Annotated in this window: 24 protein-coding genes and 1 pseudogene; 7 read left to right on the top strand and 18 right to left on the bottom strand. The window is 59.3% G+C overall.

The genetic code is table 11. The features are described 5' to 3' along the window. Window positions 1–14 precede the first annotated feature (14 nt). The 5 genes and pseudogenes from NO934_RS11320 to NO934_RS11300 all read right to left on the bottom strand — a co-directional run bounded on the left by NO934_RS11320 (window position 15) and on the right by NO934_RS11300 (window position 3,776). A complete protein-coding gene (locus NO934_RS11320) occupies window positions 15–1,508 on the bottom strand; it encodes an aldehyde dehydrogenase family protein (RefSeq protein ID WP_309160070.1) in 1,494 nt (497 codons plus the stop codon). Between the two features lie 164 nt (window positions 1,509–1,672). Then, entirely contained in the window at window positions 1,673–2,542 is an 870-nt protein-coding gene (locus tag NO934_RS11315) for an alpha/beta hydrolase (protein WP_309160069.1), read from the bottom strand. Between the two features lie 101 nt (window positions 2,543–2,643). Continuing rightward, window positions 2,644–3,246 carry an HD domain-containing protein gene (locus NO934_RS11310; protein WP_309160066.1) on the bottom strand — a complete coding sequence of 201 codons (603 nt, stop codon included), beginning with the start codon at window positions 3,244–3,246 and terminating at the stop codon, window positions 2,644–2,646. 46 nt (window positions 3,247–3,292) lie between these two features. Then, window positions 3,293–3,532, bottom strand: a pseudogene (locus NO934_RS11305) (hypothetical protein); the annotation flags it as partial. Window position 3,533: 1 nt separating this feature from the next. Beyond that, window positions 3,534–3,776, bottom strand: a complete 243-nt coding sequence (locus tag NO934_RS11300) for a DUF2934 domain-containing protein (protein ID WP_309160065.1) — start codon at window positions 3,774–3,776, stop codon at window positions 3,534–3,536. Between the two features lie 185 nt (window positions 3,777–3,961). Between NO934_RS11300 and NO934_RS11295 the strand changes: the two genes are divergently transcribed. Then, window positions 3,962–4,150, top strand: coding sequence for a DUF3008 family protein (locus NO934_RS11295; protein WP_309160064.1), 189 nt, complete (start codon window positions 3,962–3,964; stop codon window positions 4,148–4,150). A gap of 118 nt (window positions 4,151–4,268) precedes the next feature. Next, window positions 4,269–4,784 (top strand): ferritin-like domain-containing protein, encoded by a 516-nt coding sequence (locus NO934_RS11290; RefSeq protein WP_309160063.1) that lies wholly within the window; start codon window positions 4,269–4,271, stop codon window positions 4,782–4,784. A gap of 50 nt (window positions 4,785–4,834) precedes the next feature. Here the strand turns inward: NO934_RS11290 and NO934_RS11285 are convergent, their stop codons facing one another. The 4 genes from NO934_RS11285 to NO934_RS11270 are packed head-to-tail and all read right to left on the bottom strand — an operon-like array spanning window position 4,835 to window position 7,235. Further along, window positions 4,835–5,095, bottom strand: coding sequence for a hypothetical protein (locus NO934_RS11285; RefSeq protein WP_309160062.1), 261 nt, complete (start codon window positions 5,093–5,095; stop codon window positions 4,835–4,837). Between the two features lie 22 nt (window positions 5,096–5,117). Next, a complete protein-coding gene (locus NO934_RS11280) occupies window positions 5,118–5,414 on the bottom strand; it encodes a hypothetical protein (protein WP_309160060.1) in 297 nt (98 codons plus the stop codon). Window positions 5,415–5,419: 5 nt separating this feature from the next. After that, a complete protein-coding gene (locus NO934_RS11275) occupies window positions 5,420–6,592 on the bottom strand; it encodes a zinc-dependent alcohol dehydrogenase (protein ID WP_309160059.1) in 1,173 nt (390 codons plus the stop codon). Window positions 6,593–6,605: 13 nt separating this feature from the next. Then, window positions 6,606–7,235, bottom strand: coding sequence for an SRPBCC family protein (locus NO934_RS11270; protein WP_309160058.1), 630 nt, complete (start codon window positions 7,233–7,235; stop codon window positions 6,606–6,608). A 183-nt stretch (window positions 7,236–7,418) separates the two neighbouring features. On the opposite strand from NO934_RS11270, the gene NO934_RS11265 reads away from it, so the two are divergent. Further along, the gene (locus NO934_RS11265; protein WP_309160057.1) at window positions 7,419–7,700 is read left to right on the top strand and encodes a hypothetical protein; all 282 of its coding nucleotides are present in this window, start codon (window positions 7,419–7,421) and stop codon (window positions 7,698–7,700) included. A gap of 19 nt (window positions 7,701–7,719) precedes the next feature. Beyond that, window positions 7,720–7,992, top strand: coding sequence for a hypothetical protein (locus NO934_RS11260; protein WP_309160056.1), 273 nt, complete (start codon window positions 7,720–7,722; stop codon window positions 7,990–7,992). Window positions 7,993–8,220: 228 nt separating this feature from the next. Here the strand turns inward: NO934_RS11260 and NO934_RS11255 are convergent, their stop codons facing one another. The 9 genes from NO934_RS11255 to NO934_RS11215 form a co-directional block, all read right to left on the bottom strand. Further along, window positions 8,221–8,643 carry a heme-binding protein gene (locus tag NO934_RS11255; protein WP_309160055.1) on the bottom strand — a complete coding sequence of 141 codons (423 nt, stop codon included), beginning with the start codon at window positions 8,641–8,643 and terminating at the stop codon, window positions 8,221–8,223. After that, a complete protein-coding gene (locus NO934_RS11250) occupies window positions 8,640–9,632 on the bottom strand; it encodes a bile acid:sodium symporter family protein (protein WP_309160054.1) in 993 nt (330 codons plus the stop codon). The genes NO934_RS11255 and NO934_RS11250 overlap by 4 nt, the downstream gene beginning before the upstream one ends. A gap of 8 nt (window positions 9,633–9,640) precedes the next feature. After that, a complete protein-coding gene (locus NO934_RS11245) occupies window positions 9,641–9,982 on the bottom strand; it encodes a RidA family protein (protein WP_309160053.1) in 342 nt (113 codons plus the stop codon). A 20-nt stretch (window positions 9,983–10,002) separates the two neighbouring features. After that, window positions 10,003–11,595, bottom strand: a complete 1,593-nt coding sequence (locus tag NO934_RS11240) for a gamma-glutamyltransferase family protein (protein WP_309160052.1) — start codon at window positions 11,593–11,595, stop codon at window positions 10,003–10,005. Window positions 11,596–11,634: 39 nt separating this feature from the next. Continuing rightward, the gene (locus NO934_RS11235) at window positions 11,635–13,374 is read right to left on the bottom strand and encodes a gamma-glutamyltransferase (RefSeq protein WP_309160051.1); all 1,740 of its coding nucleotides are present in this window, start codon (window positions 13,372–13,374) and stop codon (window positions 11,635–11,637) included. Between the two features lie 79 nt (window positions 13,375–13,453). After that, on the bottom strand, window positions 13,454–14,974 hold the full coding sequence (locus NO934_RS11230; RefSeq protein WP_309163706.1) for a tripartite tricarboxylate transporter permease: 1,521 nt from the start codon (window positions 14,972–14,974) through the stop codon (window positions 13,454–13,456). 1 nt (window position 14,975) lies between these two features. Then, window positions 14,976–15,458 (bottom strand): tripartite tricarboxylate transporter TctB family protein, encoded by a 483-nt coding sequence (locus NO934_RS11225; RefSeq protein ID WP_309160049.1) that lies wholly within the window; start codon window positions 15,456–15,458, stop codon window positions 14,976–14,978. After that, complete coding sequence (locus tag NO934_RS11220; RefSeq protein ID WP_309160047.1) at window positions 15,448–16,437, bottom strand: tripartite tricarboxylate transporter substrate binding protein; 990 nt, start codon at window positions 16,435–16,437, stop codon at window positions 15,448–15,450. Before NO934_RS11220 ends, NO934_RS11225 begins: the two co-directional genes overlap by 11 nt. 73 nt (window positions 16,438–16,510) lie before the next feature. Further along, window positions 16,511–18,184, bottom strand: a complete 1,674-nt coding sequence (locus NO934_RS11215) for a gamma-glutamyltransferase family protein (protein WP_309160045.1) — start codon at window positions 18,182–18,184, stop codon at window positions 16,511–16,513. Between the two features lie 278 nt (window positions 18,185–18,462). Between NO934_RS11215 and NO934_RS11210 the strand changes: the two genes are divergently transcribed. The 3 genes from NO934_RS11210 to NO934_RS11200 all read left to right on the top strand — a co-directional run bounded on the left by NO934_RS11210 (window position 18,463) and on the right by NO934_RS11200 (window position 21,554). Beyond that, window positions 18,463–19,623, top strand: a complete 1,161-nt coding sequence (locus NO934_RS11210; RefSeq protein ID WP_309160044.1) for an FAD-dependent oxidoreductase — start codon at window positions 18,463–18,465, stop codon at window positions 19,621–19,623. A gap of 58 nt (window positions 19,624–19,681) precedes the next feature. After that, window positions 19,682–20,338: a GntR family transcriptional regulator gene (locus NO934_RS11205; protein WP_309160042.1), complete on the top strand. Its 657-nt coding sequence runs from the start codon at window positions 19,682–19,684 to the stop codon at window positions 20,336–20,338. Window positions 20,339–20,507: 169 nt separating this feature from the next. Then, the gene (locus NO934_RS11200; RefSeq protein WP_309160040.1) at window positions 20,508–21,554 is read left to right on the top strand and encodes an alpha/beta hydrolase; all 1,047 of its coding nucleotides are present in this window, start codon (window positions 20,508–20,510) and stop codon (window positions 21,552–21,554) included. Window positions 21,555–21,583 lie beyond the last annotated feature (29 nt).

The raw sequence follows: 21,583 nt of genomic DNA, 5'->3' as shown, positions 1-21,583 counted from the left end.
TTTAAACTTCCCCGCTAGATGTCGAACTTGATCCCCTGGGCCAAGGGCAGCTCGCGGGAATAGTTCACCGTGTTGGTCTGGCGGCGCATATAGGCCTTCCAGGCATCCGAGCCACTCTCGCGCCCGCCTCCGGTCTCCTTTTCGCCGCCGAACGCACCGCCGATCTCGGCGCCCGACGGTCCGATATTGACGTTGGCGATGCCGCAATCGGAGCCGGCGGCCGAAAGGAAAGTCTCGGTCTCGCGCACATCGGTGGAAAAGATGCAGCTCGATAGCCCTTGCGGCACGTCGTTCTGAAGCGCGATGGCTTCCTCCAGCGTCTTGTAGGTCAAAACGTACAGGATGGGCGCGAAGGTCTCGTGTTTGACGATATCGGTCTGCTCGACCATTTCCACGATCGCCGGCCGGACATAGTGCCCGCCCGCCACCGCTTCGACCTTTTCACCACCGGTGATCTTGCCGCCTTGTGCCTTGGCCTTTTCCAAGGCGTGCTGCATGGCTTCGAACGCCTGATTGTCGATCAGCGGCCCCACCAGCGTGCCCTTTTCGAGCGGATTGCCAATGGGGAGATCAGCATAGACCGACTTCAGCTTTGCGACCAATTGATCGCGGACATCTTCGTGCACGATGAGCCGGCGCAGGCTGGTACAGCGTTGGCCGCAGGTGCCGACCGCAGAAAAAACGATGGCCCGGACCGCGTTATCGAGATCGGCGGAAGGCGCAACGATCATGGCGTTGTTGCCGCCCAATTCGAGGATCGTCCTGCCGAAACGTTCGGCAACCCTTGGACCGACGATCCTGCCCATACCGGTCGATCCGGTGGCCGAGATCAGCGGCACGTCCTTCGATCCCGTAAGCGCTTCGCCCACCTCGGCTCCGCCTACGGCCACCTGCAGCATGCCTTGGGGCGCGTCGCCGAAGCGGGCCAACGCCTTTTCGAAGATCTTTTTGACCGCGAGCGCCGTCAGCGGGGTCTTTTCCGAAGGTTTCCAGATCGTCGTGTTGCCGCATATGGTCGCCAGCGCGAAGTTCCAGGAAAAAACCGCGACGGGGAAATTGAAGGCCGAGATAACGCCGGTCACCCCCAGCGGATGCCAGGTTTCGCGCATGGAATGGCCGGGACGTTCCGAAGCGATGGTCAGCCCGAAGAGCTGCCGCGACTGACCGACGGCAAGATCGCAGATGTCGATCATCTCCTGGACCTCGCCCAGGCCCTCCTGGAGAATCTTGCCCGCTTCGAGCGATACCAGCGCGCCAAGCGCATCCTTGGCGGCGCGCAATTCCTCGCCGAACAGGCGGATCAACTCCCCGCGCCGTGGCGCCGGCACAAGCCGCCATTCTCCAAACGCCGCCTTGGCCCGCGCGATCATCGCCTCGACATCGGAAGCCTCATGAGTTGCCACCTCCCCGATCAGGGCTCCGTCTATGGGGCTGTGCACCTTGAGCGAGCCCCCGGTCAGGTCGGCGGGATCGAGAAAAGCGGCTTTGAGAATGTCGGCATGAGACATCGATGGTTCCTCATTGTTCTGGCGCCGGCCGTCAGGGGCCGGTTTGCCGCCAAGTCTAGAGGAAGCGCATCGCGGGGCAAAACGATGTTTTGGTGATCGCTTGATGACCAGGGCTGATCCATAAGGCCGGCGCCCCACGACGGGGCGCCGGACCCGCGCTTTGCTTATTGCTCGAAGAAACCCGCCGGGGTTTCGCCAGCCAGGAACGGCTCGATGAAGGCATAGAGCAGATCGGGCTGACTGATGACCGCCGTATGGGAGGTGGCGGGCATGATGGCGAGGCGCGACTGCGGCAACGGAACGCCCATGTCGCCCATGACCCCGCCACCGAGCAGATTGAACAATTCAACCGAATGCTCGAGCGTCACGACATCGGCATCCCCGGCGATAATCAGCACCGGCGCTTCGAGTTCTCCCACATCCTCGGTCCAATCGAACGTCTCGTGTTCGAGGGCGATCATTTTCTCGATGAAGGCATCGAACCCTTCCGGATCTGGAGCCAGCTCGGCCCAGCCTTCCTCGAAGAATGCGAACATCTCCGGCCCCATATCAGGGACCATGGCCAGATACTCTTCCTGCATGCCCTCATAGGTGAACGAGGTCGAGGCGGCGATGAGCTGGTCGATCTTTTCGGGGTAGTCGATGGCGAATTTCAGCCCCGCTGCCGCGCCCATGGAATAGCCGAACACATCGGCCTTTTCGATGCCGACTGCATCCATGAAGGCGGCAACGTCGCTGGCGAGGTTGGGGTAATTGATCGGGCGGTCGATATCGGTGGTGCGTCCGTGGCCCTGGAACTCGATGGCGTAGACGGTATGGGTCTGGGCCAGCATCGGGATGATCTCGCCCATGGTATCGATGTTCATGTGGGCGCCGTGCAAAACGATCATCGGGTCGCCCTCCCCGGATACCTCGTAATACATCTCCATGCCATTGACCTCGACGCGGTCGCCCTGCGGCTCGGACTGGGCCAGAGCCGGACCAGTGGCAATAAGGCCCGCAGCGATCAGCGCGGCCGATGAGAATTTGGTCATATCGTCTCTCCTCTTGTGGCAAGGGACAGCGTCCCCTTCGCCGATAAGACGAGCCAGGGCGCTGCCAGCCGACAGAACGATAGCTTTTTTTGAAACGAGGATCAGACCTGAGCCGCGGCACGGCGCCATAAAGTGGGATCCCCCTCCTCCATCACCGCCAGCAGGGCCTTCATTTCCGCGCGGAACCGCCGCCAGAATCCGGGGTCGTGCGCCGAGATGGTGCGGGCGTTGTCAATGAGATCGGCCAGCTTGATGGTCTTGGCCTCGGGCGGTGCCTTGGCCGTATGCAACAGGTCGATATGCTTGCGCGCCGCACGGTTGCCGTCCTGCGGGCGCGACACATCGGTGAGCCAATCGACGAGATCTCCAACCTCGTTCCCAAATTGGGCCCCGATCTCCTCAAGCGTCACCGGAGTATCCTCGACCACATCGTGAAGGAGCGCGGCGGCCAGCATTTCCTCGGTGTGAGGCACCGATTTCACAAGTTCGGCCACCGCGATAGGGTGCACGATATAGGGCTCATCGACATATTTGCGCCGCTGGCCTATGGCCCCGTGGGCGGCACTGGCGAAGCGGTAGGCGCCGATGACGAGTTCGGAGGCGCTGATGCGGTCGACAACGATCTGCTCCAGCGCCTCTTCGCTATGAGCGGCCATGAGGGATGGAATGGGGCGCGCGGTCAGGATCGGGTATTTCGTCTTCATCGAGCGTGCGTCCGTGACGATCACGGGCTTCCTGGTTGTCGGGGAGGTCGTCTTCGACCCCGGCTTCCGGTCTGCGATCTCCCGGAGCGAACTCGTTGTGCCAATTGCCTTCGGCATCCTGGTACTCGATCTGCTCGTCACGATCGCCCACCTGCTGGCGCTGCGCGGCCTCCTCGGCCGCCCTATGCGCCGCCTCATGGGTCGCAAAGGTTTCCGAGAACACATCGCCCACCTTGTAGGCGAAGCCTCCGTCGTGCTCGACGACTTCGTAGGTCACCTTCACCATGTCATTTCCTTTCGCTCTGGTCGTCCTTGGCGGATGGCAACGGTCCGCCCTTAAAGGGTTTGGCACCCGTTGCCGATTCCGTCGCATCCGCCCCGCCTCCCGGGCTTCCCGGCAGATCGGGGTCGCCGGCAAGCTCGGCCTGGGCCTGAAGCCAGTGGGCCTGGTGCTTGCCGTGGGGACAGCCTTCACGTTCCCAGATCTCATAAGCGCGCCGGCGAATGGCTTCGGTGTCGATCTCGTTCATCTCCGTACTCCTCCCTGCCGTGTATGGACGGCTTTGTGCGTGGCGGGCACAACGCGGACAACAAGGGTTTGTTCGCCCGATCAGCGTAGATTAAACGCATGCCCGCTTTGCGACAGACCCCAGGAACTCTTGGCAAGGGCAGTGTGTTTTCAGAGACGACCAACACCCTCCGATGGAGCAGTGAGATGCCTGCCAAATCCAAAGCACAGCAGAAGGCCGCGGGAGCGGCGCTTTCGGCAAAGCGCGGCGACACCAAGGTCAAGGAGCTCAAGGGCGCATCGAAATCGATGTATAAGTCCATGAGCGAAAAGGAACTCGACGAAATGGCCTCGACCAAGCGCAAGGGCAAGCCCGAGCACAAGTCCGATTCCTAAAAGCGGAATGCCGGCGATATCCTGAGTTAACCGTCAATCGGGCCGAACAACGCCGGGCAACTGTTGCAATCGCGTCCCGTTACTCCTCCAGCGCATTTGGAGCAACGGAGACTGGATGATGTTCACCAATGACGACGCCCTTTCGGTACTGGTGACCGGATTGAAAAACGCTCACGCCATGGAAAACCAAGCGCTTTCGATTATGAAGCCTCAGGTGCAGCGTATAGAGAACTACCCCGATATGCACGCCCGGCTCGAGCAGCATATTGGGGAGACCGAAGGGCAGATCGAGCGGCTCGAGACTATCTTCGGAGATCTCCAGGAGCGTCATTCGACATTGAAGGACACGATGCTCTCGGTCGGCGGGTCGATGGCGGCCCTGGGTCACGCCATGGCCGGCGACGAGGTGCTCAAGGACACCTTTGCCAATCACGCGTTCGAAAATTACGAGATCGCCGCCTATCGCTCGCTGATCACGCTCAGCGAAATGACATCACTGGCCAATGTCACCCCGCTTCTCGAGCAGAACCTGTCCGAAGAAGAAAATATGGCCCAGTGGATCAGGGATCACATCAAGGCGGTGACCGAACGCTATGTCAGCTTGAGCAGTTCGGGCCAAACCGCCAAGCGCTAGACATACCGTCTCCCAAGGAAAAGGCGGCATAGCCGCCTTTTTCCGCTTTCTCAACGATCCACGAATTTGTTGAAGCGGCTCGTCCCGCCGTCCTGGGTCTTCTCCTGATAGAGGAAGGCGAGATCGTTCTCGTCGAAGATCTCAAAGAACGTATTCCAATCGATCTCTTCGAGATTGTCCTCGGGGTCGCCGAAATCGATCCGCAGGATTCCGCCTTCGCCCTGGCCTTTGACCCGCGCCGGATGACCGTCGCGGGCCTCTGCCCAACGGCGGATTTCATCGTGATCGGTCGTGGTCTTGGATTCAGTCATTGTCATTCTCCTTTTAGAGAGTTCAACGGGACGGAGTGATGATGCCGGCGATCAGCCCGCGCTCTCCCTCGGGGTCGATGCCGCTATCGGTGATCTTCTGGACGCCGTAGAGCTTTTCGTCGGTGAACGCGCTGGCGCGGATGGAATAGACGTCGTCGTTCTCGTCATGACGGCGGGCAAGTTGAGCCTCCGCTTCGGCCGCCACCAGACGCGCATCGCCGCTCGTTTTGGCCCGCACCAGAACCTCGCCGTGGTTTTGCGCGATGTCCCAATTGGACGATCCTGGTTCAGCCAGGGGATAGAGCCTGAAAACTGCCATGGGCCTTACTCCGGCCTGAGGACCACCTTGGTCCATTCGTTCTGGTTGTCGTGGAAGTTCTTGTAGCCTTCCGGTCCCTGCTCCAGCGGCAGCCGGTGGCTGATAAGGAAGGTTGTGTCGATCTCTCCGTTGAGGATCTTTTCGAGCAGCGGCTTTGTGTATTTCTGAACGTGGGTTTGGCCGGTGCGCAGTTGCAGGCCTTTCTGCATCATCGCCCCCAAGGGGAATTTATCGAGAAAGCCGCCATAAACACCCGGTACAGACACCCGTCCTCCCTTGCGGCAGGTGATCAGCGCCTCGCGCAGGGCATGCCCGCGGTCCGCGGCCACGCCCACTTTTTGCTTGACCACTTCGATAACGTTGTCGGGCGCAAAGCCGTGCGCTTCCATGCCCACTGCATCGATCACCGCATCCGGGCCGATACCCCCGCTCATTTCCATCAGCGCCTCGCCCACGTGGGTGCGGCTGAAATCAATGATCTTTGCGCCCAGCGATCGGGCCAGCTCGAGGCGGTGCGGGTGATGATCGATGCCGATCACCTGCTCTGCCCCCATCAGCAGCGCGCTCTGGATGGCGAAGAGGCCCACCGGACCGCAACCCCAGACCGCCACCGTATCGCCGGGCTCGATATCGGCATTTTCCGCCGCCATCCAGCCGGTGGGAAGGATGTCGGAAAGAAACAGCACCTTCTCGTCTTCCACATGATCGGGAACGACAATCGGCCCGACATCGGAAAACGGCACGCGCACGTATTCAGCCTGGCCGCCGGCATAGCCGCCGGTAAGATGCGAATAGCCGAACAGCCCTGACATGGCGTGGCCGTAAAGCGGCTCACTCAGATCCTGAGCGTCCACCGGGTTGGAATTGTCGCAAGCCGAATATTGCTGCTTTTGACAGAAATAGCACGAGCCGCAGGAGATGGTGAACGGCACCACAACTTTCTGACCCTTCTCGAGCGGGCTCTTGGGGCCGGTTTCGACAACCTCGCCCATGAACTCATGGCCGAGAATGTCACCGGGCATCATGCCCGGGATGACACCATCGTAAAGGTGCAGGTCCGAACCGCAGATTGCCGTGGCCGTCACCTTGATAATGGCGTCGCGGGGATTGATGATTTCAGGATCGGGGACGGTATCGACGCGAACGTCGTGATGGCCGTGCCAGGTAAGGGCGCGCATGGAAATCTCCTGGTCAGGATTGGGCGTGGTAACGGGCGTCGGCGATCTCGCCGGTCTCCATCAGCATCTTGAACCGTTTCAGTTCCCGCCGCCCCTGGACGCCAGGCTCGCGCCCGAACAGCTTGCCGATCCATCGTCCGACTTCCCCGGCCGGGGGCTTGTAGGCGACGATCGCCTCGACTTCGGTGCCGCGCTCGGCCGAGGCATCGCGGAACGTGACCTTGCCCTCGGCCTCGATTTCGGAGCCCCCTACCGAACGCCATGCGATCAGTTCGCCATCGCGCTCCTCAACGATTTCGGTTTCCACATCGACAGTTTGGCCACCCGGAGCCTTGATCGTCCACACTGTCCGATCCTCGTCTGTTGGCTGAATGGACACGATGTTTTCCATGAAGCCCGCAAGATTGGAAAAATTGCGCCAATAGGCGAAAAGCTCGGTGCGCGGTCGACTGATGGTGATGGTCTTGCCGGTCACTGCATAATCGCCAAAACGGGCTTGCCGGGCCGTGCGTCCAGGCGCTGAATCACCGGGATGCCGGCGTAGGTTCCGCCGCGACAGTGCCTGATAGGAAAGCGCCACCACGCCGGCAGCGGCCAGTAAAGCGAGCACACCGGTTTGGGCACCTCTGTTGTGTCGGGACATTTTCGACCTCGAATGCATGTGCATGGCCGAACGGGAGAGATAACAACCGGTTCCTGGCTTGACACAAGTGAACGGCTTGCCAGCGCCCCGCGAACCGATCCCCGGCGCTGGCGCCCGTCGGGGAACTCTCATCGCCGGTCGCCCGTTCGTCAGATGCACGACACGCGAACTGGAGAAGCGAGAATGGCCGATAGAGAAGAGGTTCGGGACGAAGCCCGCGGCAATCGGGGGCTCGCCGGCATCATCCTGGGGCTGGCGGCCCTGGTCGGCGTCATCTTTGTCGCCTTTCTCATCTACTACACATTCATCGCCCCCGAGCGGGTCGCCGCCCCCACCGAGTCATTGGATGCCGAAACACCTTCGGAAGGTGTGGGAGTGCCCGATGGCGGAGAGCTCACGAACGAGCCCACCCAGGCGGCTCCCGATTCCCCCAGCCGTACACTGGACGAGACGCAAGAGCCCTGAACCTAAAAGGAGAAGTGCCATGGCCAATGCCGGAAAGAAGATGGGCAGCCACCCCACCGGACAGCAGGGCGCCAAACCGGCGGGCAAAACCGAACCAGGCAAACTGACCGACGAATGGGATCTCGCCGACGAGATCGCCGGACGGAACAGTTTGCAGGGCAATGACCAGGAAAACGTCCACAATGAGCGTCAAGCCCAGGCCGGTTCGACAGGCGATACCGAAGGCGTAATCGAAAGCTTCGAGAAATCGCAAAAACACGCCGAAGCCTCCAAACGCGCGCAAAAGAAATAGAGCGTTTCCGGGGACAGCTTCGACGCTGCGTTTTAGGCCCAATACGTGAGAGGCTACAGGGATTTGAACCTGTAGCCCCTGCCGTGTGAAAACGGTGGTCGGCGCCGAAAGCCGCAGTTTTTGGAGACTTATATTACCTTTAGTAACTGACTCCAATTATCACCGGATGGGCTACGTTTGTTCTCCTAGATCGGACCGAGTGAACCCAGGAGCACTGTCTAACGTCATTCAGCTGCCATGCCGAAAGAACTCAATGCCAGCTTGCGCGCACTCGGTGTCCTGGGCGGGAGTGCCGGAGCTGACGCCAATTCCACCCACCACCTCACCATCAACGACCACCGGCAATCCACCAGCTACCGTCATCAGTCGTCCCCCAATAGCCGAATTGATGCCATAGGCAGGTTCACCGGGTTGGCTCGAGGCGCCATAATCGGCGGTGGCCTTTTTCGCTCCGGCGGCGGTGAACGCTTTGTCGATGGCGATGGTGATGCTTGTTACCTTACCTCCATCCATGCGCTCGAATGCGAGGAGATTCCCCGATTCATCAGTGATGGCGATACACATAGGCACACCGATTTCTCGGGCCTTGCTGCGTGCGCCTGAAATGAGAGCCTGGGCCTCGGTCTGATCGAGACGTTTTATGGTGATCATGGCTTTTCTCCGATTGGCTCAGTTCCGACCGCCATGCGCTGTGCAATGATGGCGCAGACGACGAGCTGAATCTGATGGTAAAGCATCAGGGGCAGGATGATGAGGCTGATTGGGCCCCCCGCAAAAAGAATATTGGCGATCGGCACGCCTGAAGCGAGGCTCTTGGTCGAACCACAGAACAGAAGTGCCCGATTGTCTTCTCTGGCAAACTGCGCCAGACGACCGAGGCCGAGCGAGATCCCGATCGCCAAGACCAGGAACAGGCAGACGATCGCAGCGATCGCTGCCAGCGTCACGGCGTCGACCTCCAACCATATCCCCGCGACCATTCCCGCGCTGAACGCGGAATAGACGATGAGCAGGATCGAACCCCGATCGACCGTCAGCGAAAGGAGCCTATGTTTGCCGATCCAGTTCCCGATCAGCGGGCGAAAAGCCTGGCCCAGTGCAAAAGGGAGAACGATCTGAATGGCGATATTGACGACGGCCCCGCCATTAATGCCGCCGTCGCCAGCCTGGAGGATCAGGGTCGCCAAGAGCGGCGTTACAATGACGCCCAACAGGTTCGACACCGACGCCGCGCAAACTGCCGCCGCGACATTGCCCTTGGCCAGAGCGGTGAAAGCGATCGAGGATTGCACGGTGGATGGCAGAATTCCAATATAAAGCAAGCCAAGCGCCAGTTCCTCGGGCAACACATCCCTGCTCGCAAAGGCGAGAGCAATGGCGAACAGGGGAAAGGCTACGTAGGTGATCGCAAGGATTGCCGCCTGTAGACGCCAATTGGCAAAGCCTGCGACCACAGCCTCGGTTTTGAGTTTGGCGCCATAGACGAAAAACAGCAGTGCCACCGCATAGTATGCTGCCTGCCCGACGATTTCAGCGAAGACGCCGCGCGCCGGCAACACGAAGGAAAGCGCGACGACACCCAGAAGGGCGATAAGATAGGCATCAATGCCGATCTTTTTGAGAAAAACGGGCAAAGCCATTGGTGAAATTATTGAGCTGCGGTGATTACGATTTCGATGAGGATGCGAGGATTACCGAGATCGGCAACGCCCACCGTGCAGCGGCAGGGTAGGTCTTCGCCCAACCATTCGAGCCATACCGCATCCATTTCGGGCTTTTTGGAAATATCGGTCACAAAGATCTGGGAGCGGATGATCTTGGTTTTGTCGGTGCCCGCCTCTGCTAGCAGGTCATCAACTTTTCGGCAAAGCTGCCGAGTTTGTGCTGCCATATCGGTATCGAGATCGTCGGCAACCAGACCAGCTGTATAGACTACGCCATTGTGAATAGTAACGGCGTGCAAAATCCTGCCTTTTTTGAAGCGCTGCATTAAACGAACCTTTCTTGGAGCTAAAAACCGACGGCCATGCCGTCTTTGCGGTGGTCCGAGCCACCGACATACCCATCGCCGAGACGATGAATGAGTTGTGCGCCACCGAACCCGAAGCTGGTATCGGGTTCCTCACGCGTGAGCAGATGCCCTCGGTCTTCCAAGCCCGCCATAGCTGCCGCGTTCAGTGTCGTCTCGACGGCCACGTTGAGCCCCGAAACGAACCGCCAGCGCGGAGCATCGCTCGCTGCCTGGGGATTTTGGCCATAGAGTTGAGTGCGCAGTACCATCTGAACATGGCCCTGAGCCTGCATGGGCCCACCCATGACCCCGAAGCTCATGAGCGGGGCGCCGTCGCACATCAGGAAGCCGGGAATGATGGTGTGGAAGGGACGCTTGCGCGGCCCCACCTGGTTCGGATGACCGTCCTCGAGCGTAAAACCTGCTCCCCGGTTTTGCAGGTGAATGCCGGTGCCTGGCACGGCCACACCTGAACCAAACCCCGAATAGTTTGACTGGATGTAAGAAACCATCATGCCGCTGGCGTCAGCGGTCGTGATATAGACCGTGCCGCCAGCGACCGGCGCGCCTGCTCCAAAATCCTGCGCACGGGCCGCATTGATGAGCTGGGCGCGGGTCTTGAGATACCCCTTGTCCAACATCGCTTCGACTGGAACTTCCATGAAGGAGGGATCCGAGACGTAACGCTCGGCGTCGGCCATGGCCAGCTTGATCGCTTCGATCTGATAATGGATCGCTAGCGCACTGTCGGGGTCTTGTGTGTCGAGCGGCAGGTTTTCGAGAATCCCCAGTGCCATCAATGCCACGATCCCCTGACCATTGGGCGGGATTTCGTGCAGGCTGACGCCGCGATAGTCCATCGAGAGGGTGCCGCACCAATCGTTTGTATGCTCGGCCAGATCGGTCTCGGTCAGTGCAGCGCCATGCTCGGCAGCAAAAGCGGCGATCCGGGCCGCAAGTTCGCCCCTATAAAAAGCCTTGCCCCTGGTTGCCGCTATGGCCTTGAGCGTTGCAGCAAGCGCGGGATTGGTAAACGTCTCTCCAGCATGGGGCGCACGTCGGCTTGGCAGAAAGGTCTCGGCAAAGCCAGGGTAATCGCCCAGCAATGCTTCACCCTTGGCCCAGAGGTCGGCAATGGTAGGGGAGACCGCAAAGCCTTCTTCTGCATAGCCGATGGCCGGCTCGAGTAGCCTTTGGAAATCGAGCGCGCCAAATCGAGCTGAAAGATCGGCCCAGGCCGAGACGGCCCCGGGCACCGTGACGCTCTCCCAACCGCGAACCGGCATCCGGTCACGTCCGGCAAAGCGCTCGGGTGTCCAGGCAGCGGGCGAGCGTCCCGACGCGTTAAGCCCGTGCAGGGCCTTGCCGTCCCAGACGATGGCGAAGGCATCGCTTCCCAGCCCGTTGCCGGTAGGCTCGACAACCGTGAGTGTGGCGGCCGCGGCGAGCGCCGCATCGACCGCGTTGCCGCCCTTGGCGAGCATCGAAAGCCCCGCCTGTGCGGCCAGCGGCTGGGAGGTCGCCACCATGTTGCGCGCAAGAACCGGCCGGCGTGGAGCCCCATAGGGCATCGAATAGGAAAAATCTGTCATAATAAAAATCCTGAAATGCTCTTTGGAGGCACGGCAAAATCACCAGGCGAGCGCCGCCGTAGGGCGACGTGGATCCGAGCCACCTTCAAGCACGTCCCGCTTCCGATCAGCCAAAATTGTGCAGACGGCCCCAGCGGTCCATTCCCAATCGGGCCAGTGCTGCACGTCATGGCCGAGAGCAGCAAGTCCGTTCGCTATCGACGTCTCGATCCGCCCCTCCAGCTTCAACAGACCAGGATCGTAGGAATGCGGCTCGGACGAACGCGGATAACTGAACGTGGCAAAGCGCGGAGCTTCGACGGCGTCCTGAGGTGACATGCCGAACACATGCATGTTGAGCATTACCTGTAGTATGGCTTGTGGCTGTACATCATTGCCCGGGGATCCTATGGGTTGGACGAAATGGTCGGGCTTGTGCACGATAACCGGGTTGGGTGTCAGTCGTGGCCGGCGTCCCGGCCCGACAACGGCTGGAGCATCGGCATCAGTCCACGATTGCACGCCCCTGGCTGAAGGGACAAACCCCAGCCCAGGAATCACGGGAGCCGTTGCCGACCCGTCGCTGGGTGTCGCTGAAAAAGCGTTTCCTTCTTTATCGACGACACAAATGTAAGATGTATCGAGATGTTCGATCTCGTCTTCGGGAACCGCCGGACGTGAGGTTGGCGCAGCAAACCCACGCGGATCGCCAGGTTCCGGCATCCCTGGCACGGCCTGCATCATGGAAATGTTGCGCCCGCGTTCAGCAAGATAGTCGGGCGCCACCATCTGCCTGTACGGGACGTCGACGAAATTGGGATCCCCCACATAAGCATGCCGGTCGGCATAGGCGAGTTTGAGCGCCTCGGTTAGAAGGTGGATATATTCCACCGAATTGTGTCCCAGTGACCTCAGGTCGCGCCCGTTCAGCATGCCCACGGTCTGGGCAAGTACCGGTCCCTGGCACCACGACCCGCAAGTAAACACATCCATCTCCCCGAACCGGCTCGGGGTAGCTTCTTCGATCTGAACCTCGTAATCTTCGAGATCCGCCATCGCCAGCCAACCGCCGTTTTCGGTATGATATTCAACCATTTTGGCCGCGATATCGCCGCGATAAAAAGCATCCCGTGCCGCTCGGAGACCGGCGATGCGATCTCCGGTCGCCAGTGCCCGCTTCTCTTCATCGATCATGTAGGCGATCACGCTCGCCAGATCGGATTGCACGAAGCGGTCGCCAACCTCCGGCACGTTTCCGCCGGGCAGATAGATGGCGGCGTTGCTCTCGTAGCTCCGATAGTCTTCAACATGTTTTCCAATGATCGCACGCATCAATGACGGCATTGGAAAGCCGTCGCGGGCAAAGCGCAGCGCCGCCGAGGCGACCTCGCCATAGGACATCGTCCCGAACCGCTCGAGTGCGGCTATCCAAGACGCCGGCGCGGCAGGAACAACAGTTCTCAATATTCCGCGCGGAATGCGACCATCGAAGCGTCGGCGGAAAACCTCCACATCAGTGGCGGCCGGCCAATGACCTACCCCGGCGAACGTCCAGGTGCGGCCAGTTTCGGCAAGCCGGATCATGATGGGCGCAACCCCTCCGAACCCAACATATTCGCTCTGCACTACCCCGAGTGCGATACCGCCAGCAACTCCGGCATCTATCGCGTTTCCGCCCGCATCGAGAATTTGGAATGCCGCCTGCGCAGCCAAATAATGGCCTGCCGACACCGAATGGGTGTGCCCCATCACCCGCGCACGATGCGGAGCCGCACCAATTACCTTAGTTTTCTCACTCACCTTTGCCCTCGCCACCCTGCTTAGGAAGTTCATTTCAGCGAGCGCTCCGCACGTCCAAGCGTGCGAAGCGCTTATTTAGTCAATCCTCGAGTTCGAGGGCTTCGAACTTGCGCGACATGTCCCTCCTCACGAACCTCAGGATCAACACGCCGATCAGTACAGCAATCGTGATGCCCCACAGCCATGCCGCGATCGGACGCTCAACGAAGTAAGAGAGATCTCCCCGCGACAGGAAAAGCCCTTGCCGCAGGTGTTTTTCGATTTCCGGTCCGAGGATAAAGCCCAGGATCAACGGGGCCAGCGAGAAGCCGAACTTATGGAACAGGTACCCCACCCCTGCGGCTCCGGCGAGGACGTAGACGTCCACAATATTGTGCCTGACGCTGTATGTACCCACCGTAGCGATCACCAGAACGAACGCCCCGAGCAGCCATGATGGCACCCTGAGCATCGATACCCAAATGCCAATCATCGGGATGTTGAGCACCAGCAACATGATGTTGCCGACAAACATAGAGGCGACGACACCCCAAAAGATATCGGGATGTTGAGTGGGCAGAAGTGGTCCGGGTTGGATTCCGTGGATCATCAATGCCGCAAGGATAAGCGCCAGGGTGGCCGAAAACGGCAGCCCAAGCGAGAGCACAGGAATCATACCCGCAGTGGCCGCGGCGTTGTTGGCGGCTTCGGGTCCTGCCACGCCTTCAATGGCACCCTTGCCCATCTCATCGCGTCCCTTTGCGACCTTTTTCTCCACCTGATAGGAGGCATAGGAGGAGAGAGCGGCCGAGGGGCCAGGCAAAAGTCCGAAGATAAAGCCGATGATCGACCCACGGCCCCAAGGTCCCCAGGAGCGCCGCCATTCCTCCCGGCTAGGTAGCATGTCACGGACCCGTATGCTCATGACACGGGGGGTTGAGCCGGGATTCTCGATCAACCGCAAAATCTCCGCTATGCCGAATAGCCCAATGGCGATCGCCGTCAATTCAAGCCCGGCTATTAAGGGAAAATAGCCAAAAGTGAACCGCGCAACGGAACTCACCGCTTCCTGACCGATTGTCCCAGCAGCAATTCCAATCATAAGCGGAAAAAGGTTGCTGACCAGATTCCCCCCTGAAACGCGCGACAGTACGATGAGCCCACACGTCATCACCGCAAAGAACTCTGCCGGGCCGAAATTCAAACCGAACCGGGCCAGCCATGGCGACCAAAGGGTGACAAGGATCAGCGAAATGAATGCGGCGATCGCAGATCCCACTGCCATGATAAATAGCGTGGGCCCGGCACGTCCCTTTTGAGCCAGCGGATAGCCGTCAAGGGTGGTCACGACCGATGCGGTCTCCCCCGGCACATTCAGCAACACCGAAGTCGTTGAGCCGCCATACATGCCGCCATAGTATATCCCAGCGATCATGATGATCGCGGCAGTGGGGCTCATGGCGTAGGTAAACGGAAGAATGAGCGCCGCACCGCCTAGAGGGCCGAGCCCCGGCAAGACGCCGACCGCAGTTCCCAACGCAGCGCCAATGAGTGCTGCAAGGAGATTTTCAGGGAATATGGCAACCTGAAAGCCGTGAAGTAGTCCATAGAATGCTTCCATATCAGCCCCACATCGCTGTCGGCAATCGCACGCCCAAGATGAGGACGAAAGCCGCCCAGACCACAGCCGTGACGCCGATTCCACAGATCACTGCCTTGAGCCAGGAAATGTGCCCGACCATGCGGGTGTAAAAGGTCACCAGCGATACCGTCGCGGCGAGAAAACCCACGACATTGATCACCCCGACATAGATGAGGAAAGCGCCGAAAATGACGGCAAGCCGCTTGAGATTTTCCCCCTTGGGAAAACCCGCGCTTCCCGCCCTCCTGGTCAGAAGCGCGTCTGCTATCACGCCAACGCTCACCAGCGCTAGAATAACGCCCACGATGAGCGGGAAAATTCCTGGCCCGGGCGCGCCCATTCGGCCGAGATCGAGATTTTTCCCTTCGAACAGATAGACCAGAGAAAAGATCAATCCCAGCGCACCGGCCGCAGCGCGGCCGATACGCCAGGTGCGCGTGTGGCGCGCCGTCTCAGTTGCCAAGGATTTCACCAAAATTGGCGTAATCGTTCAAAAGTTGTTCGCGGTATTGTTCCGAGTTGGTCGCATCCACGATGTAGCTGTCGGCTTCTAGGACGGCCAGGAACTCGTCATTTTCCATAATGGTCTGATGGGCCGATTCCAAAATGGCTACGATATCCCCAGGAAGCTCTGCTGGTGCAATGATGCCAGAGGAGTCTTGGAGGTATTGCATGCCAGGATAATCTTCAGCGGTAATGACCTCAAAACCGTCGATTTCGTCTTGGACCGAACCGGTAAACATTGCGAGCGGACGCAAATCTCCAGACTCGATTTGTCCGCGAACACTTGAAGCGTTCACTGAAACCGCATCGACAATCTGCCCCAATACGGCGACTACCGCTTCGGCACCGCCGCCGGCAAACGGAACAATATTGAACTCAACCCCGGCCGCCTGCTGGAACTGCTGAAGTTGCATATCCTTGACGTTGCCGGCCGCACCTACCGAGATCGAAATCGCGCCAGGCTCGGCTTTTGCCGCTTCGACGAACTCGGCAAAGGTCTGCCATTGCGAAGCGCTATTGACAGTCACCGTTCCCGACTGATGCCCAATCCCTCCGATAGTTGTGAAATCCTCAACCCCTCGATAGGGAAGGCCCGCATTGTTGTGAGGTTGGATGGCCAAAGGTGAGTTGTGCCCGTACCCGAGCGTATAGCCGTCCGGTTCCGCGCCAAATATCTCAACGGTTCCAATGGTGCCCGATCCTCCAGGCGCATTGGTCACAACGACTGTGACGCCAAGGATTTCGCCCAACAAAGTACCATACTGGCGTGCGAGAATGTCGCCGGAGGCACCTGGTGCATAGGGGACGATCAGCGTGATATCGCGATTGGGATAGTCGGTTTGCGCAATCGCCTGACCGGCTGCGCCAAGCAGGAGGATTGACGCTGCGACAGCTGAACCCAAAGCGGTAAAGCCGCGACGAGATAAAAAAGTCTTCATTGGTTTTCCTTCCTTTGTTTGTTTCTGCCGACGATCCCTCAACCGCCCGGCTCGACTTCAATGACTTACATATTCACCACCCCAAGGCGTAGGCGACACGGCGCGGATCTGCTCCACCCATGACCGCACCATCATGCGTCCTCATGACGGCTCCGATTGAGCCGGCAGTCCCAAACCAGTCGGGCCAAGGCTCGATTTTGTGACCTCGGCCTATCAGGCCTGACATCACGTCAGCGCGGGCTCGCCCTTCTATTTTGACGAGCCCGGGACGATAGAGGTGCGGATCGTGGGTACTCGGAAAGCTGTAGGTTGCGACACGAGGCGTTTCGATAGCCTCCTGAATGTCGAGCCTATGGTCGAGAAAGCCGGTCAGAAACTGGATCATCGCCTGCGGTTGCACATCGGCTCCTGGGGTGCCGTAAGGCATGACGAATTCGCCATCTTTGACTACGATCCCGGGATTTGGCGTCAGCCGAGGACGCTTCCCCGGCGCAATCGCGGCAGGGTGATCTGGATCCAACCACGATTGCACGCCGCGACTAGAGATGATGAAACCCAGATCGGGCACGATCGGGGTTTCGCGGGCCCCATCGCTGGGCGTTGCCGAAAATGCGTTTCCATCGGAATCGACGACGCAAAGGTAGCTGGTGTCAGGCTCGAATGGCCCATCCCCCGCTTTGGGCATCTGGAATTCGTTGGCGTGCGATTCGCCTTGAAAAGCCCAAGCATCTCCCGGCACGGGCATGCCGGGAGATGCCGTGCCTAAATCGATGCGAGCTCGCCAGGCAGCCGCATAATCCTTCGAGAGCAGTCCCTGCATGGGAACGTCGACAAAGCGCGGGTCACCATAATATCGGTCGCGGTCAGCAAAAGCGGCTTTGAGTGCTTCGACAATGATGTGGTAGTAATCCACACCGCCAAGTTCCATTGCGGCGATGTCATACCCTTCTAAAATGTTGAGCGCCTGAAGCACCACAGGTCCTTGGCACCATGGACCGCAGCTATAAACGGTCGCCCCACGGTAGGTGATGGCGTAGGCTGGCTCGACTTCGGCAGAGAAAGCATCAAGATCCTCCATCGCAAGCCATCCGCCTTCAGAATCGGAGAACTCGACCATCGCCCGGGCAATATCTCCGCGATAGAACCGGTCGTAGGCCCGAGCAATTCCCTCTTCTCGGCTTGAGGCTCCCGAAGATGCCTCGACGAGCTTTTTGAGCGTTTTGGCAAGCTCGGGTTGAACCAGACTTTCGCCAATAGCTAGCGGCTTGTCATCGCGCATGAATGTCCGACCCAAGGAGGACCAGCGCCGCAAACCTTCCAGCGTCGCAGGATCGGAAAGCATCGAATGCAACAGGGAATGAACGCGGAAGCCATTCTCGGCAAGCTCGATTGCAGGCTCGAAAGCTTCGGCGACCGATATAGTGCCGAACCTTTCCAGCGCTGTCAGCCACGCCCCCATGGCGGAGGGCACCACGCTACGGCGAATGCCCGTAGGAATCCGGCCCTGACTGCGGAGCCAATCGAGATCGACGTTCTTTGGCCATCCACCTAGACCGGCTACGGTCGAAGCGCTCTTGCGTACTGCGTCGTAGAACATGATCGGGGCAACACCTCCGATCTGGGTTAGATCTGGTTGCACCACGTTGAGACAAAGGCCCGCCGCAACTCCAGCGTCGGCGGCATTGCCGCCTTTCTCGAGAATCCGGACGGCAGCCAATGACGCCAAGTGATGGCCGGTCGAGACCATGTAGCGGCTCCCCATCAACAAGGGACGCGTGGACCTGGGGACATACTGCATTGCGCTTCCTCCGATGCGCGCGTACTGGCGGACAGTCGGTCTGTCTGACAAAGCTACACACATCCTGCGACGATGGTCAACAGACAAGCACTTATCAATTTTGCACACGATATCGGCAAAACTTGACTTTATCGGCTAAGTCACTTCACTGTAATGCTGTAAGACAGTCAGACTGAAGGCGGACGGTTCTTAACCGGCGCCTTGGTGACAACAAAGGAGTGACAAGGATGAAAATTGCAGTGGTAGGTGCCGGCGTGATTGGCGCCACTGTGGCAGCCCGGCTCGCACAACGGGGAGCGCAGGTCACCCTTTTGGACCAGGCCAGTGCCGGATCGGGCACAACGAGCACTTCCTATGCCTGGGTGAATTCCAACGGTAAGGAACCACCGGCCTATTACCAGCTCAACCTTGCCGGTCTTGAGGCTCATACGCGGATGTCCCCCACCGACGAAAGCGGGTGGCTAGGGCTGGGCGGTCATATCGAATTCGCGGTCGATGATCATCATCGTGATAATCTTGCGGCTCGCATAAGCCGGCTGAAAGCCTGGAACTATGGTGTCGAGGAAATCACACCCGATCAGGCCAAGACCCTGCTCCCTGATATCGAGTTGCCCGAAGGCGTCCAGCTTATCGCCCACTACACGAGGGAAGGTTACGCCTATCCCGCCAAATACCTTGCCCACATGCTTGGAGAGGCACGCGATGCGGGCGCTGTTATCCGCACCGGTACGACAGTGTCTGGGTTCAATGCAGATGATGACAAAGTCGAAGTGCAACTGGCGGACGGAACGAGCCTCCCTGTACAAAAGGTTGTGTCCGCGGTCGGACGATGGACCCGCCCATTTGCCGCTTTGGCTGGAGCCTCGGTACCGGTTCGAGAATTTGCCGAACCGGGCGATATCGTCGTCGGTTATCTCGCCGTCACCAACCCCGTTCCGGTACGGCTTTCCCGGTTGATTACGAGCCCGTGGCTCAACGTCCGACCCGCTGGAGGTGGCCGGCTTATGCTGCAGGCCCTCGACCTCGATATCACGGCCGATCCTCGCAACGTGCCGGGTCCCGATTCAGAGCTGGCGCAGATCTTCCTTGAGCGGCTACGGTCCCTTTTGGCCAACACCGAGGATGCAAAAATCCAAGAAATTCTTGTCGGACAGCGAGTCATGCCCGAAGACGGCCGCACTATCGTTGGACCGGCTCCCGAAGCGCCCTGGCTCTATGTCGTGGCCACCCATTCGGGTGTAACTCTTGCTCCTTACCTTGGCGAAGCGATAGCAGCTGAGATATTTGGGGAAAAGCAAGAAGCGTTTGAAGAATTCCGGATCGAGCGCTTTCTGACCGATAGTACCTATGGGCAACCATATGCGCCGAGAAAGCCCGGAGAGCAGTGAACCCACACATGCAAGTTCAACGGTCGACCCCCGGCTCTCAAACGACGATGGAGTAAACATGCGGGTCAAGCGTGAGACCGTTACCGAACAATGCATTCAGCTCCTGCGCTCGGACATATTCGAGCGCAGGTTGCTTCCTGGTGCGATGGTCACCGAAGATGCGTTGGCTCGCGAAATGGGCGTTTCCCGCGCAACCGTGCGCGAGGTTCTCAACACATTGACCGTCGAAGGTTTACTGACTCGAAATCCCACAACGCGCAGTCTCTACGTAACGCGCCTCGGACCGGAGCGAATTCGCGAAATTTATCAGGCACGGCGTTTCCTGGAGGTGGGAGGAGTCGCGGCCTATGCCGACAGGGAAGATGCGGCACTCCACCCCCTGGTCACCGCAACCGACAAACTGACTGCGGCCATCGACTCGGGCGATCATCGTGAAGTTGTAAAAAACGACATAGCCTGCCACGTTGCCATTGTGGGGCTCGTCGGCGCACCGGATCTCGCCGAGTTCTATGAAAGCCTTTTAGCCAAATTGCAATTGGCGATGACCGATGTTGCTCGCTCTCACCAGTACAACATGCAAGTCCTGCGCGCTGATCACGTCCAGCTAGTTGATTTGCTAAAGGAGCGACGCATCGATGAGGCCAAAAACCTTGTCGTAGACAGGATCAATCGCGCAGAAGAACAGCTTCTCGCCGCTGCTAGGGATAAAAACTAGCTAGCCTTTCTCGGCGAAACACTCAAGTGCTTGGTGTTGTCATCCACGGAGGAGGCGAAGCCGACATCCATATCTGCATCAACGGCGTCTATTGCCTCCATCCTAGCGCTGCGCCTGGTCATCAGATGTTTATTCTTTGCCTGGCACTCTGCCGATGGAAAGGCCAGGTATGACCAAGACTGCAAAGCTGCTCAAATGGACGGTCATTGCCGCAGCGGTGCTGGTGGTCGCGTATATTGCGATCGGTAGCTGGCAAGCTGCCAGTCTGCTGGACGCCACACTTCGGGTTGGTGCTCCAACTGCGCAGAGCAGCGGCTGGCCGGCTCCACAAAGCCCTGCGGATATCGGATATGAAGGTGATCCACAGCAGGCGTATGGCTATACCTTCCAAGACGTCGAGTTGAGCGGCGAGTTGGGCGATCTCGCCGCCTGGCTGATCCCGGCCTCACAGGAAAACGCAACTGCTCCATGGGCGATCTTTGTCCATGGCATTGGCGGCCGGCGCGAGAACGGCTATCGCTTCCTCCCCACGTTCCATGAGGCCGGCCTGCCGGTCCTAATGATCAGCTATCGAAACGACAGCAATCAACCGGCCGATCCGAGCGGCCTCTACGCCTTTGGCCTCACCGAATGGCGGGACCTGGAAACCGCTGTGCAATTCGCAATGGAAAACGGCGCTCCTTCCATCATCGTCGTGGCGGAATCGATGGGCGGCGGTATCGTCGGCCAGTTCTTGCGCCAATCTGATACTGCCGCTTCCCTTTCGGCGATCGTGCTGGACGCACCGGCAATCGACTTTCACGCAATCCTCACCGACCAGATCGAGCGAATGGACCTCCCTCTCGCACCCATTTTGGCACTTGGCGCGCTTTGGTTCAGCGGCCTCTCCGAGCCGGTGCATCTGGCGGACGCGCTCACGACCGATGAATTCGCCGCGTTCGGAGAGCCGATATTTCTTTCCCATGGCTTTTCCGACAGTGTGGTTCCAATTGGCAGCAGCGACGCCCTGGTTGGGAGACGCGAGCACGTCACCCAATACCTGCAAACCGGATCTGACCACATACAATCGTGGAAGGCTGACCCGGCGCGCTACGAGGCGGCACTGAAGGGGTTTTCTCACAACGCTCAAGGCGCACGATTAGCGAGAACGAATAGTCTCGTCGCGGCAGGTCCCTACGTTACATCAAGTGAGCACTTCGGCCATTTCCATTTGTAGATGCTGGCATTTGCTCACACCGTGAAACA

Source organism: Pelagibacterium sp. H642, from assembly GCF_031202855.1.
Classification (GTDB): domain Bacteria; phylum Pseudomonadota; class Alphaproteobacteria; order Rhizobiales; family Devosiaceae; genus Pelagibacterium.
Note: the sequence above shows the minus strand (reverse complement) of the source record. Positions and strands in the feature narration are given on the sequence as shown.

Excerpts from the sequence above, each read along its gene's own strand:
- NO934_RS11320 (WP_309160070.1), bottom strand. The coding sequence starts at position 1,508 with ATGTCTCATGCCGACATTCTCAAAGCCGCTTTTCTCGATCCCGCCGAC.
- NO934_RS11315 (WP_309160069.1), bottom strand. The coding sequence starts at position 2,542 with ATGACCAAATTCTCATCGGCCGCGCTGATCGCTGCGGGCCTTATTGCC.
- NO934_RS11310 (WP_309160066.1), bottom strand. The coding sequence starts at position 3,246 with ATGAAGACGAAATACCCGATCCTGACCGCGCGCCCCATTCCATCCCTC.
- NO934_RS11300 (WP_309160065.1), bottom strand. The coding sequence starts at position 3,776 with ATGAACGAGATCGACACCGAAGCCATTCGCCGGCGCGCTTATGAGATC.
- NO934_RS11295 (WP_309160064.1), top strand. The coding sequence starts at position 3,962 with ATGCCTGCCAAATCCAAAGCACAGCAGAAGGCCGCGGGAGCGGCGCTT.
- NO934_RS11290 (WP_309160063.1), top strand. The coding sequence starts at position 4,269 with ATGTTCACCAATGACGACGCCCTTTCGGTACTGGTGACCGGATTGAAA.
- NO934_RS11285 (WP_309160062.1), bottom strand. The coding sequence starts at position 5,095 with ATGACTGAATCCAAGACCACGACCGATCACGATGAAATCCGCCGTTGG.
- NO934_RS11280 (WP_309160060.1), bottom strand. The coding sequence starts at position 5,414 with ATGGCAGTTTTCAGGCTCTATCCCCTGGCTGAACCAGGATCGTCCAAT.
- NO934_RS11275 (WP_309160059.1), bottom strand. The coding sequence starts at position 6,592 with ATGCGCGCCCTTACCTGGCACGGCCATCACGACGTTCGCGTCGATACC.
- NO934_RS11270 (WP_309160058.1), bottom strand. The coding sequence starts at position 7,235 with ATGTCCCGACACAACAGAGGTGCCCAAACCGGTGTGCTCGCTTTACTG.
- NO934_RS11265 (WP_309160057.1), top strand. The coding sequence starts at position 7,419 with ATGGCCGATAGAGAAGAGGTTCGGGACGAAGCCCGCGGCAATCGGGGG.
- NO934_RS11260 (WP_309160056.1), top strand. The coding sequence starts at position 7,720 with ATGGCCAATGCCGGAAAGAAGATGGGCAGCCACCCCACCGGACAGCAG.
- NO934_RS11255 (WP_309160055.1), bottom strand. The coding sequence starts at position 8,643 with ATGATCACCATAAAACGTCTCGATCAGACCGAGGCCCAGGCTCTCATT.
- NO934_RS11250 (WP_309160054.1), bottom strand. The coding sequence starts at position 9,632 with ATGGCTTTGCCCGTTTTTCTCAAAAAGATCGGCATTGATGCCTATCTT.
- NO934_RS11245 (WP_309160053.1), bottom strand. The coding sequence starts at position 9,982 with ATGCAGCGCTTCAAAAAAGGCAGGATTTTGCACGCCGTTACTATTCAC.
- NO934_RS11240 (WP_309160052.1), bottom strand. The coding sequence starts at position 11,595 with ATGACAGATTTTTCCTATTCGATGCCCTATGGGGCTCCACGCCGGCCG.
- NO934_RS11230 (WP_309163706.1), bottom strand. The coding sequence starts at position 14,974 with ATGGAAGCATTCTATGGACTACTTCACGGCTTTCAGGTTGCCATATTC.
- NO934_RS11220 (WP_309160047.1), bottom strand. The coding sequence starts at position 16,437 with ATGAAGACTTTTTTATCTCGTCGCGGCTTTACCGCTTTGGGTTCAGCT.
- NO934_RS11215 (WP_309160045.1), bottom strand. The coding sequence starts at position 18,184 with ATGGTCTCGACCGGCCATCACTTGGCGTCATTGGCTGCCGTCCGGATT.
- NO934_RS11210 (WP_309160044.1), top strand. The coding sequence starts at position 18,463 with ATGAAAATTGCAGTGGTAGGTGCCGGCGTGATTGGCGCCACTGTGGCA.
- NO934_RS11205 (WP_309160042.1), top strand. The coding sequence starts at position 19,682 with ATGCGGGTCAAGCGTGAGACCGTTACCGAACAATGCATTCAGCTCCTG.
- NO934_RS11200 (WP_309160040.1), top strand. The coding sequence starts at position 20,508 with ATGACCAAGACTGCAAAGCTGCTCAAATGGACGGTCATTGCCGCAGCG.